The sequence below is a fragment of the Amycolatopsis sp. NPDC023774 genome (assembly GCF_040639695.1).
In the GTDB taxonomy this organism is placed as follows: domain Bacteria; phylum Actinomycetota; class Actinomycetes; order Mycobacteriales; family Pseudonocardiaceae; genus Amycolatopsis.
The window spans coordinates 10327-22565 of record NZ_JBFAAJ010000060.1; the positions used below are offsets into that span (position 1 = coordinate 10327).

A 12239-nucleotide genomic window follows, 5' to 3' on the forward strand; every position below is an offset into this window, starting at 1 on the left:
GTGGAGCACTTAGGCCGGTGAGCTGGTTTGCCTGGGCGGCGGCCCGTGCCGGCCGTTGCGTGGCAGTCACGTCTTCGTTGGTGACTACCGCCTCCCGAGCCGGCTGGACCAGGTGGTGTTTGCGCGGGGCGACGCGGAGCGGCTGGTTCGGCCTGACGCGCATGGTGCCTGGGTGGGACGCGGTGGAGCACTTAGGCCGGTGAGCTGGTTTGCCTGGGCGGCGGCCCGTGCCGGCCGTTGCGTGGCAGTCACGTCTTCGTTGGTGACTACCGCCTCCCGCTCCGGCCGGGCCAGGTGGTGTTTGCGCGAGGCGGCGCGGAGGGGAGGCACTGGTTCGGCCTGACGCGCATGTGGGCTGGGCGAGAGATCCGGTGGAGTACCTCGGTCGCTGAACAGTGCCGAGCGTGGTGGGCGGATGAGCTGGGCCGAGCGCGGGGGCGAACCGCGTCGGACGCCCGCCCCGGGCGAGTGGTCAACCACCGACGGCCGCCGGTTGGCCGAGGATGCGGGCACAGGCGTCGGCGAGGGGGACGGTGGACAACGAGTGCCACGCGACCACCGCGTCGGGGCGGAGCAGGAGGGCGCCATCGGGTGAGAGGGCGACGGAGTCGAGCCAGGTGGGGTCGGGGACCGCGACGGTGCGGAGGCCGAGGTGGCGGGCCGTCGCGGTCCAGCGTGTCTCGCCGGGCGAAGTCAGGAGCGCGAAGCCCGGGCCTGCCAGGTCCACAGTGGACAACCCGGGCGAGACCCAGGCGTGGGGCACGCGGGTGCCGGGCCGGCCACCGGGTGCGTAGTGGTCGGAGGGCGCGGGACCGCGGCTGTCGGGGACGAAGGCGCCCTCGTCGTATTGCACGCCGAAGACAGCGGTGACCGGGTCGACCGGGACTTCGCCGCTGGTCACGGACGCGATCATGGTGCCGAGGTGGCCGCTGACGCGGCTGGAGAACTCGGCCGTCGCGTAGCCGACGGGGTGGCGTTCGGCGTGGTAGGTGTCGAGCAGTGCGGGTGAGGCCGACCCGGCGAGCACGGCCGCGAGCTTCCAGGCCAGGTTGTGGACGTCGCCGATCGCGGTATTCGCGGCGGCCGCGGCCATCGGCGGCATGGCGTGCGCGGCCCCGCCGGCGAGGAAGACGCGGCCCTCGGCGTAGCGGTCGGCCACGTACATGCCCGACTCCCACGGCATCAGACTCAGCACCTCCACCTCGAGGTCCGGCACGCCGACCACGGTGCGCAGCAGGTCGCGCCAGCCGTCGTCACCCAGGGTCGCGGAACCGGGGAAGTCCGACGTCGAGAACAGCCAGCGGTCGGTGCCGTTCACCGACACGAACGCGCCCGACACCGCCGGGTTCTCGATCTGGCACAGGTTGAACTTCTTGTCCCGCACCAGTTCCGTGAGGTCGGCGCGGAACGCGATGTCCAGGTTGTCCGCAAGGTGACCATAGCCGCTGCGCGGAATCCCCAGCGCCTCGCGGACCGGGCTACGCGCCCCGTCGGCCGCGATCAGGTAATCGGCTGCTACCTCCGAGACCTCGCCGCCGGGAGAACGCAGCGCCGCGGTGACCCCCGAAGAGGACTGTGTGAACGACACCAGCTGCGCGCGAGCGGGGTCCAGCAGCTCTGGCTCACCGACATTTACGGCTTCCTGAACGCGGGGTTCCTCATCACGATCCGCACGCTCGGCGACCGCGTCGGGCGCCGCAAGCTGCTGCTCCTCGGCGCGGCTGCGTTCGGTGTGCTGCCGGTCTTGGCGACGTTCGCGCGATCCTCGGACGATGCTGGTCACCGGCCTGTTGGAGCCGCGGAGCGCTTCCGGAGCCGGTCGCGTCCGCTAAGTTGGAGCCGGTCAGGATCCGGCCCTGGGGAGGACGACGTGAAGTTCCTGCTGACGATGCACATGAACCCCGAAGTCTGGGATGGACTCCCGGAGGAGGCCAAGGACGCGGTCATGACCGGGCACGGGGATTTCATCGGAAAGATCCGCGCTTCGGGGGAGATGATCAACACCCAGGCGCTCGGCGCGCCCGCCGACAGCGCCGTGGTGCGCGTGCGCGGCGGCGTCCCAGTCGTGACCGACGGGCCGTTCATCGAGTCGAAGGAGTTCCTCGCGGGCTTCTACCTCGTGGAGTGCGAGAACCGGGAACGCGCACTCGAGGTCGCCGCGATGATCCCCGACGCCGGCATCGAGGGCCTCGGCATCGAGGTCCGCCCGGTCGCGTTCTTCGCCGGCGCCGAGGGCGAGCCCGAGCCCGGCTGATGGACATCGAACTGCTCCGGCCCCTCGTGCCGCAGGTGCTCGGGGTGCTGGTGCGCCGGTACGGCCAGTTCGAAGCGTGCGAGGACGCCGTGCAGGAGGCGCTGCTCGCGGCCGTCGAGCAGTGGGCCGACGGGGACGTGCCGGACAACCCGCGCGCATGGCTGCTCACCGTCGCGACCCGGCGGCTCACCGATCTCTGGCGTAGCGAGAGCGCCCGGCGCCGGCGCGAAGAAAACGTGGCCGCACAAGAGGTCACGCAGGCGGTGCCGGGGCCGGGCGAGGACCGCGCGCCGGAGCACGACGACACGTTGACGCTGCTGTTCCTCTGCTGCCACCCGGCGGTGACGCCGAGCTCGCAGGTCGCGCTGACGTTGCGCGCGGTCGGCGGCCTGACGACGGCGGAGATCGCGACCGCGTTCCTCGTGCCCGAGGCCACGATGACGCGGCGGATCACCCGCGCGAAGGAGAGCATCGCGGCCGCGGGGTCGACGTTCGCCGAGCCCTCGGCCGAGGACTGGCCCGCGCGGCTGCAGGTCGTGCTGCACGTGCTGTACCTGATCTTCAACGAGGGCTACACCGCGTCTTCGGGCGAAGAGCTGCACCGCGTGGAGCTGACCGCGGAGGCGATCCGGCTGACCCGCGCCGTGCACGCGCTCCTGCCCGACGACGGTGAAGTCGCGGGTCTGCTCGCGCTGATGCTGCTCACCGACGCCCGCCGCCCCGCGCGGACGCACGAGGGCGCGCTGCTGCCGCTGGCCGACCAGGACCGTCGCTTGTGGACGGTGCCGCTGATCGTCGAAGGCGTGGAGCTGGTGAGCCGCACCCTCGGGCGAGGACCCGTGGGTCCGTACCAGGTCCAGGCCGCGATCGCCGCGCTGCACGACCGCGCGGCGAGCACGGAGACCACGGACTGGCCGCAGATCGTCGAGCTCTACGACGTGCTGGCGGAGCTCGCGCCGAGCCCGGTCGTGACGCTCAACCGCGCGATCGCCGTCGCGATGGTCGACGGGCCGGCCGCCGCACTGGCTCTGCTGAACACCGTCGAGGACGACAGCCGGCTCAAGCAGGGTCATCGCCTCGACGCCGTGCGGGCCCACCTGCTGGAGCTCGCCGGCGACACGGACGCGGCTCACGCCCACTACCTCCGGGCGGCCAAGCGGACCTCGAGCCTGCCCGAGCGCCGCTACCTGCAATCTCGGGCCGAAAAGTTTCTGCCGGTTCAGCGATGAGTTCCGGGAGGCCCGCCGGTATGTCCCTGCGAAGCCACTTCACGGAAGGGACCACCACGATGACCACCGCCGCCACGCCCGCCGAGATCCGCGACCTGCTCAAGAACATCTACGCCGCTTGGGCCGACAACGACGCCGAGGCCTTCGCTGCGCTGTACACCGAAAACGCGACCGTGGTGATGCCCGGCGTCTTCCACCAGGGCCGCGCCGCCGTGCGCGAGTACATGGGCGCCGCGTTCGCCGGCCCGCTCAAGGGTTCGCGCGGCGTCGACAAGCCGCAGGACGTGCGTGTGGACGGTGACACCGCGATCGTCGTCAGCCGCGCCGGGATCCTGTTCGCCGGCGAGGACTCCCTGCCGGCCGAGCGCGAGCGCATCGCCACCTGGGTCCTGACCCGGGCGGCCGGCTCGTGGTCGGTCGCCGCCTACAGCAACGCCCCGGCGCACTGACGTGCCCGACTTCGCGGCGAGCACCGGTCCGCACCGGGCCGAGCTGGTGGTGCACTGCTACCGCCTGCTCGGCTCGGTGCACGAGGCCGAGGACCTCGTGCAGGAGACGATGCTGCGCGCCTGGCGCGCGTGGGAACGCTACGACAGCACGCGCGCCTCGATCCGGACCTGGCTCTACCGCATCGCGACCAACGCGTGCCTCACCGCGCTCGAAGGCCGCGCCCGCCGTCCGTTGCCGACGGGGCTCGGCGGCCCGAGCGAAGACCCGCTGCAGCCGCTCGTGCCGGCGTTGGACGTGCCGTGGTTGCAGCCGCTGCCCGACGACCCGGCTGCCGTCACCGCCGCGCGCTCGGGCGTGCGGCTCGCCTTCGTCGCGGCGATGCAGCTGCTGCCCCCGCGTCAACGCGCTGTGCTTGTACTGCGCGACGTGCTCGACTTCAGCGCCGCCGAGGTGGCCGAGCTGCTCGGCACCACCACGGCCTCGGTGACCAGCGCTTTGCAACGCGCGCGAGCCGGCGTCGCCGGGGTGTCGGCCGACGAGCTCACCGAGTCGGGCGAAGACGTGATCGACGACTACGTCCGGGCGTTCGAAGCGGCGGACGTCGACGCGCTGGTGACCCTGCTGACCGACGAGGTCGTGCTGGAGATGCCGCCCGTCCCGCTCTGGTACCGCGGTCGCGACGACTATGCCCGCTTCCTGGCGCGCGTGTTCGAGATGCGTGGCACACGCTGGCAGCTGCAGCGCACGCACGCCAACGGCCAGCCCGCCTTCGCCGCGTACTGCTGGGGCGGCTCTGACTTCCGCCTGCACACGCTGCAGGTGTTCTCGATCGCCGACGGCCGAGTGGCGCACACAGTCGCTTTCCAGGACCCCGCGGTGTTCGCGGTGTTCGGCCTGGCGCCCGTGCTCGTGCGCTGAAGCTCAGCCGCCGAGCAGCGGCCGGACCTCGACGCCGCCGTCGAGCACCGGGACGAAGCCGCCGATTTCCACGGCGTGGTCGAGGTCGCGCGCGTCGACGATGAAGAAGCCGGCCATGGCCTCCGGGCTCACCGCGAACGCGCCGGGAGTCACCGATCCGCCGCGCAACGACCGCGTCATGGCGGAAGGCTGCGTGGCGTAGCCGGCGATCAGCGTCCCGCCCGAAGCAGTGATGCGGTCCTCGACGCGGGCGTGCTCTTCGAGCAGCTCGGGCGGGAGATCCGCGACGCCGCCGGGCGTCTCGCGCTCGTAGATCAGGATCGCGTAGTGCGGCATCCGCCTCTCCTTCACTCGGCCGAATGGCACAAGCTACCGAGGCGAGAGGAGGAACACGCGGATTTCGCGATGGGCGGCGCGCACGGCGTACGTGTCGTAGGCGGGCCAGTACCGGGCCACGGCGTCCCACATCTCCTGGCGCTCGTCGCCTTCGAGGAGCCGGCCGCGGACCGGAGTGGTTCGCCCGCGCACGCTGACGGTCGCTTCGGGCTGGGCGATCAGGTTCGCCGACCACGCGGGTTGTTTCTCGCCGCCCCAGTTGGAGCCGATCACGACGTAGCCGCCGTCGCGTTCGACGTAGAGCAGTGGCACCTGGCGCGGTTCGCCGCTCGTGCGCCCGATCGTGGTCAGCAACAGGGTCGGCAGACCCAGCGGAGTGCCGACGCCGAGGCGTCCGCCGGTCACGCGCAACACCACGCGGTCGACCGGGACGAGAGCCCGCCCGAGCGCGGCGAAGGCGGTGGTCTTGCCGAACCCGGTGAGGACCTTTCGCAGTCCCATTTCGCGCACCCTACTGGGTGATCACGAGGGTCTTCCGAAGTGCCGCCACGACGTCCGGAAGCCGTTCGGTGAGGTAGAAGTGGCCGCCGGGGTGGGTCGTGAAGCCGAAGCCGCCGGTGGTGTGCGCCGCCCAGGCGCGGACGTCTTCGGGGGTCACACGCGGGTCGTCGGCGCCGGCGTGTGCGTGGATGGGCGCGGCCAGGGGCGGGGCGTCGAGGTGGGTGTGGGTTCCGGCGGCGGTGTAGTCGGCGCGCAGCGCGGGGAGGACGAGGGCGCGCAGTTCTTCGTCGGCGAGCACGCGCGGGTCCGTGCCGCTGAGGTTCGCGACTTCTGCGAGCAGGGCGTTGTCGTCGAGCAGGTGTTCGGTGTCGTCACCCGCGCGGGATGGGGCGCGGCGGGCGGACACGACGACAGCGTGCGGCCCGGAGCCCCGCGCTTCCAGCCGGAGGCCGACTTCGTACGCGAGCGTGGCGCCCATGCTGTGGCCGAAGAGCACGACGGGCACGTCGAGCCACGGCAGCAACGCCTGCGTGATGGCCTCGGCGAGGTCCGGGATCCGCGTGAGCGGCGGTTCGCCGAACCGGTCCTGCCGGCCGGGGTACTGCACGGCGAGCACGTCGTCGACGTCGGGGGACAGGGCCTTCGAGAACGGGTGGAAGAACGACGCCGAACCGCCCGCGTGCGGCAGGAAGACCAGCCGCGCCGGTGCGTCGTCCGCCGGGTGGTAGCGCCGGATCCACCGGTCTTCGGTCATCGTCGTGCCCCCTTTCGCCCCGGCCCTCGGTCCTGCCGCACCCCCAGGCACGGCAGGACCGAGGTGTGGGTCAGCGCACGTCGGAAAGCGGGATGCGCTGGAACACCACGCTTTCGTACGGCCCGGCGGTCCGCCGTCTCGTCGAGCAGGCCGACGGTCGCCGGATCGGCTTGCACGAGGTCGGAGTAGCCCGCCGGGTTGCTCGTCAGCGTGCGGCCCGGGTGCCACGTGCGGCCGCCGTCGGAGCTGAGCCGCAGCTGCATCACGGCGCGGGTGGCCGGGTCAGCCGGACCGGAGTACAGCAGCAGCCAGGGGATCGTGGTCTGCAGCACGCTGCCTTCCACCTTCGTGCCGGAGGTCCCCGGCTGCACCTGGTACGGCCGCACGAGCGTCTTCCCGCCGTCGAAGCTGTAGCCGTCGGCGCGGTGGTCGGCGGCGGAGCCCTGGTTGCGGCTGGTGAAGTACAGCGCGCCGGTGGGCAGCTCGGTCATCGACGTCTCGTTGGCGGCGATCACGCCATCGGTGAAGCCGATGTGCCAGGTGTGGCCGTTGTCGTCGCTGTAGAGGTCGTGGCCGCCGTAGTACTTCGCCTCGGTGCCGAAGTCGGTGGAGCCGGCGGGTGGAGCGCTGGAGTGGTTGGCGGGCACGACGATCCGGCCGGCGTGCGGGCCGTGGCGCAGGAGGGTAGCGTGCCCCGGACCGGTGGCGTACCAGCGCCAGGTGGGCAGTTTGGATTCGGCGGTGATGTCGCGGGCCGATGTCCAGGTGCGGCCGTTGTCACTGCTGCTGGACACGAACACGCGGCGGGTGTCCTGCGCGGACGCGGTGCCGGACACGATCTGCGCTTCGCTGACCGGTCCGTTGTGGACGGTCAGCAGCACGAGCTCGCCGTCGCGCGCCACAACCGGTGTGGGGTTGCCGGCGGTGTTGTCGCCGTTGCTGTCCACGACGGTCAGCGGGCCCCAGGTGCAGCCGCCGTCGCGGGACGTTTTCGACACGGTCCGGATGGCGCCGGAGTCTCCGGCCGAGTCGCGCCGGCCTTCGGCGAACGCCACCAGCGACCCGTCGGCGGCGCGCGCCACCGCGGGGATGCGGAAGGTGTCGTAGCCCTCGGAGCCGGAGATGAACGGCACCGACGACGTGCAGCCGTGGTGCGCGGGCGCGGCCGTGGCCGCGGGAGTGAACGACAGCCCGAGTGCGGCTGCCGCGAGCAGAGTCGTCCCGAACCTGCGGATCCGTGGCACCTTCCGCCTCCTCGTCAGTGGGGATGGGGCGAGAAGTGCAGGACATGGGATGTCCGACGTCCTGTGTCCGGACAACCTAGGGAGCGGTGCGGGGTTCGTCAAGGTGTGGTCGCTGCCTACACCCGCGTAGGGTTTGGGCCATGACGGAGGGGCGCACCAGCTATCACCACGGCAACCTGCGGGCGGTGCTGCTCGAGAACGCCGAGCGGGTGCTGGAGGAGTCGGGGCCGGACGAGCTGTCGCTGCGGCAGCTGGCGCGCGACGCGGGCGTGAGCCACGGGGCGCCGCGTCAGCACTTCGCGGACAAGCGGGCGTTGCTCGACGCGCTCGCGGAGCGGGGTTTCGAGCAACTGGGGCAGGAGCTCGCGGCGGCGCGCGCGGACGACGGTGCGCCGTTCGCGACCACGCTGCTGGCGTTCGCGCGGGCGTGGGTCGGGTTCGCGACGCGGCGGCCGGCGCTGCTGGACCTGATGTTCGCGGCGAAGAACCGCGAGGACGCCCGTGACCTGCGGGCGGTGGCCGACCGGACGTTCGCGGCGACGTCGGCCATGATCGCCCGGGCGCAGGCGGGCGGCGACGTGGTGGCGGGTGAGCACGTCGCGTTCGCGATCTTCGCGACGTTGCAGGGTCTGGCCTCGCTCGTGACCAGCGGGATGAGCGGGGCGCGGCCGGTGGCGCAGCTGGTGGACGGGACCATCGCGACGCTCGTCGACGGGCTGCGGCCGCGCTGAGCTGTCGCTATTTGAGACCGCCGCGGCGGTTGGTGCGTGCGATCGTCGCGGGCGTGGATGTCGATCTCACGGTGACCGCCGGGAACTACCGCTTCGACGGGGTGTCGTTCGCGGTCGACACGAACATCTGGCTCCTCGGCGACGAGGAGGAGGTGCTGGTGGTCGACGCCGGCTTCGACGCGACCGCCATCGCCGCCGCGATCGACGGCCGCGACGTGCTGGGCATCCTGTGCACCCACGCGCACAACGACCACGCCGACGCCGCGCTCACCTTGGCCGACGCGACGGGCGCGCCCGTGCTGCTGCACCCGGGCGACGCCAAGCTGTGGGCCCGGGTCAACCCCGGCCGCCGTCCCGACGCCGAGCTGGCCGACGGGCAGGTGCTCACCGTCGCCGGTTCACCGGTGGTTGTGCTGCACACCCCGGGTCACACGGCGGGTTCGGTGTGTTTGCACCTGCCCGACGAAGGCCTGCTCTTCAGCGGCGACACGCTCCTGTCCGGTGGCCCTGGCATGACCGGCGACGTGCTGTCGAGCTCCTCGACGTTGCACGATTCGGTGCGCCGGAAATTGCTCGTGCTGCCCGATGAAACGATGGTGCACCCGGGTCACGGATACGACACCGACATCGGCACCGAGCGAGTGGAATCGTGGGCCGGGCAGATTTGAGCGGTTGTGGTCAGATTCTTTCGCAGGCGATCGTGAGGTCCACGCCGTAGAGCACGTAGGAACATTCGTGCGACGCGTGGGCGGCGTCGGTTTCCGTGTAGGCCAAGGGGAACCCGAGCACGTCGATGGAGCAGTAGGCGTAGAACCGGTCCGGGTTGCCGGGCACCGGGTCGGCCGCAGCGGGCAGGGCGGTGGCCACCAGCCCGCCGCACACGAGTGCGCCGGCCGTGGCCCAGGAAGCGATTCGGGTTTTCATCTCCGCCGTCCTTTCCTTCGGATGCGGGGTTTCCGCTTTCGGGAAATGCCCGGGTTTCGGTGGTTCCACCCCTTTGGTCACTCCAACGTGTCATGGGCCGGTCGCTCGGGCTTGCGTGGGCTGTCGCGGGCGTCACGGTCGTCGACGAGGAAAAGATGACGGTTGTCATATATCATGAGGGGAGGTTTCTCCGAGGAGGACGCATGGGACGCGTATCGCGAGCCGAAGCCGATCGGCACCGCAGCGAGGTCGTCACGGCAGCCGCGCGGCTGTTCCGCGAGCGGGGTGTCGGCGGTGTCAGCGTGGCCGAGCTGATGGGCGACGTCGGCCTCACGCAGGGCGGGTTCTACCGGCAGTTCGCGTCGAAGGAGGCGCTGGCCGGGGAAGCGGCGGCGGAGGCGTTCGAGCAGCTGGCGGCGCGGCTGCGGCAGATCCCCGAGGCTTCGGTGAGCGAGCGTCGCGCGGAGCTGGCGGCTTCGTACATGTCGCAGGAGTCCCGGGACGCGCCTGGCGAAGGCTGTCCCGCGACGGCGCTCGGCGGTGAGTCGGCGCGGGACGGGCAAGGGAGCCCGCTGCGCAAGTCGTATGCCGACGGTGTGCGGTTGTTCCTCGACTTGCTCGCAGAGTTCGACGGCGAGTCCGCGACGCGGGAGGACCACATGGCGACGCTGGCGACGTTGGTCGGCGCGCTGTACCTGGCGAGGGGGACGGCGGGGGATCCCCTGTCGGACGAGATCCTGGAAGCCGCGCGCCGGCGGGTGGTCGAGACCTCACATGAGTGAGGCCTTTGTGGATTTTTGATTGAGCGCATGACAATGGTCCGGCACGGTGGTGCCGGACCATTGTCCGATGTGGAGGGTCAGCCGAGGAAGGCGTTGACGTCACCGGCGAACTCGGTGGCGTAGTGGAACAGGAAGCCGTGTCCGGCGTCCGGGTAGATCGCGAGGCGGGCGTTGGGCAGGTGGTCTGCCAGGACCTTTGAGTTGGGCGTGGGGACCATGATGTCGTTGTCCCCGTTGGCGACCATCGCCGGCTGCGTGATGGCGGCGAGGCGCGCGAGGCGGCTCGGGTCGGGGATGCCCCAAGCGCTGATCGCGTCGAGCTGTGCGTCGCGGGTGGCGAGCGAGACGCCCTCGTCGCGGTCCTCGGTCCGGGTGAAGATGCGCTGTACGAACTCCCAGCCCTTCGCGACCCCGGTCGGGGTCTTCGCGAAGAACAGGTGCAGCAGGTGCTCGGCGGCGGGCTCGTCGGACATGGCGGCGTTGCCGGTCTCGCCGGTCCAGGTGTGGAAGCCGTGGCCGCCTTCGTGGCTGGTGCCGGCGAGCACGAGCCGGTTCACTAGCAGGGGTCGGATGAGGGTGAGTTCCTGCGCGACGAACCCGCCGAGCGAGAAGCCGAGCACGTCGATGTCGGTGAGCTCGAGCGCGTCGAGGAAGGCCAGCGCGTCGTGCGCCATGGCGGTGACGGTGCGCGGCGTGGCGCCCGAGCTGCCGCCGACGCCCGTGTTGTCGAACAGGATCACCTCGCGCTCGGCGGCGATCGCGTCGACCAGCTGCGGGTCCCAGTTGTCGAGGTTGCCGCGGAAGTGCTGCAGAAAGACGAGTGGGCGCACGTCGCGCTCGGTGTTGCCGAAGCGGCGGTAGGCGTAGGTGACGCCGTTGCCGGCCTCGATGGTGAGGTTCGGGGCGGTCAGCTGGCTGGGGGTGATGGTCTGCGACATCTCCGGGACTCCTTCGACTGGGTCGATCTCCTTGTTTAGATTATGCCTCTCATCTATTTGGGAGCGATAGATGACGTGCATCACCTAATGGGGTGTCTGGGGCTAGGTCAAGGGCTCCAGGCGCAGCACAGTCGTGGGCCGACTGTCCGGGAAGTTCGTGGCCTGGACCTGGAGCACGGGCTGTGCTTCTTCGTCGCCGACGGGCCGGACGCGCCGGACGGTGTCCCGACCTTGGGGCCCGTCGCGCTCCACGCGGCAATACCCGGCGGCGAGCAGGTTGCGCACCCAGCCGCGGCCGTCGGGTGCGCAGACGTACTGCCGGCCGCCCAGCTCCGTCACGTTCAGCACCACCGGCCTCGACTCCCCGGACTGCCGCCCGACGACGTCGACGACTCTGAGCACCGGCACCCCGTCCACGTACGGTTCGGTGGCGGTCTCCCGCACCTGCTCGACGTCCACGGCCCCTCCTTTCGTCACTCGACGATACGGTTCGCCTACGGTCGGGCGTCAGGCAGCGTCCGATGTGGACTGTCTGGGAGCTGTCCTGTCGTTGTTCGGTTCCGCTTCCGGCGCGAAGTCGAACACCAGCTGAACCGCGGGTGGTGTCCGGCGGCGTCGACGCGGTGTGCCGCCGACCAGGAACGGCGCGACCGGGTTTTCGCCGTGCTGCGGGTGATCGGCGAGGTAGTGCAGCTTGAGCAGGTGCCGCCGCACGAGCCCGGCGCGCCGCGCCTCGTCGAACAGCGCGCGCGCCGCCCGGTTCCCGGCGCGCCGCCGGTTTCGCGATTCGTTGTGGTCCACGGGGTCCTCGGTGGGGTTGTTGTGGCTGCGCGTGACCGTTCCGTCGCGCATTCCGCGTGGCGCTGCCAGATAACAAGCGTGTCTCAAGTGGAACTCGGCCCGGAACTGTTGGCCCATTCGGCCGCTGCGCGATCCGACGTCCGGTCGTGTGGAAGATCGGCGGCTCGGGCGGGCCGTCCACAGTGGGCGCTGTCGACCTTGTCGACGCGACCCGTGCCGTGCGCAGATTTTTCGCCGTCGGCGGATGCCGCGCGCTGACCGCGCGCGGCATTTCCGCTGGTGGTGCCCCCGGCAGGACTCGAACCTGCGACCTAGAGATTAGCGCGGTACGCCTGGGGTCATCCATCGTGAGTGGTCGTTACTGGCTGCTGCCAGGC

17 protein-coding genes and 1 pseudogene are annotated in these 12239 nt (G+C 71.1%); 9 read left to right on the forward strand and 9 right to left on the reverse strand.

Translation table 11 applies throughout. From position 1 onward, the window contains the following. Positions 1 to 472 precede the first annotated feature (472 nt). Positions 473 to 1588 carry an FAD-dependent monooxygenase gene (locus tag AB0F91_RS45255; RefSeq protein WP_360608378.1) on the reverse strand — a complete coding sequence of 372 codons (1116 nt, stop codon included), beginning with the start codon at positions 1586 to 1588 and terminating at the stop codon, positions 473 to 475. A 3-nt stretch (positions 1589 to 1591) separates the two neighbouring features. On the opposite strand from AB0F91_RS45255, the pseudogene AB0F91_RS45260 reads away from it, so the two are divergent. The 5 genes and pseudogenes from AB0F91_RS45260 to AB0F91_RS45280 all read left to right on the forward strand — a co-directional run. Continuing rightward, positions 1592 to 1768: pseudogene (locus tag AB0F91_RS45260) on the forward strand (MFS transporter); the annotation flags it as partial. A gap of 102 nt (positions 1769 to 1870) precedes the next feature. Beyond that, a complete protein-coding gene (locus tag AB0F91_RS45265) occupies positions 1871 to 2254 on the forward strand; it encodes a YciI family protein (RefSeq protein WP_360608408.1) in 384 nt (127 codons plus the stop codon). Next, positions 2251 to 3483 (forward strand): sigma-70 family RNA polymerase sigma factor, encoded by a 1233-nt coding sequence (locus AB0F91_RS45270; protein ID WP_360608410.1) that lies wholly within the window; start codon positions 2251 to 2253, stop codon positions 3481 to 3483. Before AB0F91_RS45265 ends, AB0F91_RS45270 begins: the two co-directional genes overlap by 4 nt. A gap of 59 nt (positions 3484 to 3542) precedes the next feature. Then, on the forward strand, positions 3543 to 3932 hold the full coding sequence (locus AB0F91_RS45275; protein WP_360608380.1) for an SgcJ/EcaC family oxidoreductase: 390 nt from the start codon (positions 3543 to 3545) through the stop codon (positions 3930 to 3932). A gap of 1 nt (position 3933) precedes the next feature. Further along, complete coding sequence (locus tag AB0F91_RS45280; protein ID WP_360608382.1) at positions 3934 to 4851, forward strand: sigma-70 family RNA polymerase sigma factor; 918 nt, start codon at positions 3934 to 3936, stop codon at positions 4849 to 4851. Positions 4852 to 4854: 3 nt separating this feature from the next. Here AB0F91_RS45280 and AB0F91_RS45285 read toward each other — a convergent pair whose 3' ends face one another. The 4 genes from AB0F91_RS45285 to AB0F91_RS45300 are packed head-to-tail and all read right to left on the reverse strand — an operon-like array spanning position 4855 to position 7686. Then, the gene (locus tag AB0F91_RS45285) at positions 4855 to 5187 is read right to left on the reverse strand and encodes a YciI family protein (protein ID WP_360608384.1); all 333 of its coding nucleotides are present in this window, start codon (positions 5185 to 5187) and stop codon (positions 4855 to 4857) included. A 33-nt stretch (positions 5188 to 5220) separates the two neighbouring features. Then, positions 5221 to 5688, reverse strand: a complete 468-nt coding sequence (locus AB0F91_RS45290; protein ID WP_360608386.1) for a nitroreductase family deazaflavin-dependent oxidoreductase — start codon at positions 5686 to 5688, stop codon at positions 5221 to 5223. A gap of 10 nt (positions 5689 to 5698) precedes the next feature. Then, positions 5699 to 6442, reverse strand: coding sequence for an alpha/beta fold hydrolase (locus AB0F91_RS45295; protein ID WP_360608388.1), 744 nt, complete (start codon positions 6440 to 6442; stop codon positions 5699 to 5701). After that, positions 6439 to 7686: a sialidase family protein gene (locus tag AB0F91_RS45300; RefSeq protein ID WP_360608390.1), complete on the reverse strand. Its 1248-nt coding sequence runs from the start codon at positions 7684 to 7686 to the stop codon at positions 6439 to 6441. The genes AB0F91_RS45295 and AB0F91_RS45300 overlap by 4 nt, the downstream gene beginning before the upstream one ends. Before the next feature lie 140 nt (positions 7687 to 7826). Between AB0F91_RS45300 and AB0F91_RS45305 the strand changes: the two genes are divergently transcribed. Further along, complete coding sequence (locus AB0F91_RS45305) at positions 7827 to 8417, forward strand: TetR/AcrR family transcriptional regulator (RefSeq protein ID WP_360608392.1); 591 nt, start codon at positions 7827 to 7829, stop codon at positions 8415 to 8417. A gap of 53 nt (positions 8418 to 8470) precedes the next feature. Continuing rightward, positions 8471 to 9085, forward strand: a complete 615-nt coding sequence (locus AB0F91_RS45310) for an MBL fold metallo-hydrolase (RefSeq protein ID WP_360608394.1) — start codon at positions 8471 to 8473, stop codon at positions 9083 to 9085. A gap of 10 nt (positions 9086 to 9095) precedes the next feature. On the opposite strand, the gene AB0F91_RS45315 is transcribed toward AB0F91_RS45310, so the two are convergent. After that, on the reverse strand, positions 9096 to 9341 hold the full coding sequence (locus tag AB0F91_RS45315) for a hypothetical protein (RefSeq protein WP_360608396.1): 246 nt from the start codon (positions 9339 to 9341) through the stop codon (positions 9096 to 9098). Positions 9342 to 9544: 203 nt separating this feature from the next. Between AB0F91_RS45315 and AB0F91_RS45320 the strand changes: the two genes are divergently transcribed. Then, complete coding sequence (locus tag AB0F91_RS45320) at positions 9545 to 10123, forward strand: TetR/AcrR family transcriptional regulator (RefSeq protein WP_360608398.1); 579 nt, start codon at positions 9545 to 9547, stop codon at positions 10121 to 10123. A gap of 77 nt (positions 10124 to 10200) precedes the next feature. Here the strand turns inward: AB0F91_RS45320 and AB0F91_RS45325 are convergent, their stop codons facing one another. From AB0F91_RS45325 to AB0F91_RS45335, 3 genes are all read right to left on the reverse strand, one after another. Then, positions 10201 to 11061, reverse strand: a complete 861-nt coding sequence (locus AB0F91_RS45325; RefSeq protein ID WP_360608400.1) for an alpha/beta hydrolase — start codon at positions 11059 to 11061, stop codon at positions 10201 to 10203. A 102-nt stretch (positions 11062 to 11163) separates the two neighbouring features. Next, positions 11164 to 11520 carry a hypothetical protein gene (locus AB0F91_RS45330; protein ID WP_360608402.1) on the reverse strand — a complete coding sequence of 119 codons (357 nt, stop codon included), beginning with the start codon at positions 11518 to 11520 and terminating at the stop codon, positions 11164 to 11166. A 48-nt stretch (positions 11521 to 11568) separates the two neighbouring features. Continuing rightward, entirely contained in the window at positions 11569 to 11913 is a 345-nt protein-coding gene (locus AB0F91_RS45335) for a hypothetical protein (RefSeq protein WP_360608404.1), read from the reverse strand. Positions 11914 to 12008: 95 nt separating this feature from the next. Between AB0F91_RS45335 and AB0F91_RS45340 the strand changes: the two genes are divergently transcribed. Further along, on the forward strand, positions 12009 to 12239 hold a 231-nt coding region (locus AB0F91_RS45340; RefSeq protein ID WP_360608406.1), incomplete at its 3' end, for a hypothetical protein.

Bases quoted from the DNA above. Each gene is read 5' to 3' on its own strand.
- AB0F91_RS45275 (WP_360608380.1), top strand. From the start codon at position 3,543: ATGACCACCGCCGCCACGCCCGCCGAGATCCGCGACCTGCTCAAGAAC.
- AB0F91_RS45285 (WP_360608384.1), bottom strand. From the start codon at position 5,187: ATGCCGCACTACGCGATCCTGATCTACGAGCGCGAGACGCCCGGCGGC.
- AB0F91_RS45290 (WP_360608386.1), bottom strand. From the start codon at position 5,688: ATGGGACTGCGAAAGGTCCTCACCGGGTTCGGCAAGACCACCGCCTTC.
- AB0F91_RS45295 (WP_360608388.1), bottom strand. From the start codon at position 6,442: ATGACCGAAGACCGGTGGATCCGGCGCTACCACCCGGCGGACGACGCA.
- AB0F91_RS45305 (WP_360608392.1), top strand. From the start codon at position 7,827: ATGACGGAGGGGCGCACCAGCTATCACCACGGCAACCTGCGGGCGGTG.
- AB0F91_RS45315 (WP_360608396.1), bottom strand. From the start codon at position 9,341: ATGAAAACCCGAATCGCTTCCTGGGCCACGGCCGGCGCACTCGTGTGC.
- AB0F91_RS45320 (WP_360608398.1), top strand. From the start codon at position 9,545: ATGGGACGCGTATCGCGAGCCGAAGCCGATCGGCACCGCAGCGAGGTC.
- AB0F91_RS45325 (WP_360608400.1), bottom strand. From the start codon at position 11,061: ATGTCGCAGACCATCACCCCCAGCCAGCTGACCGCCCCGAACCTCACC.
- AB0F91_RS45335 (WP_360608404.1), bottom strand. From the start codon at position 11,913: ATGCGCGACGGAACGGTCACGCGCAGCCACAACAACCCCACCGAGGAC.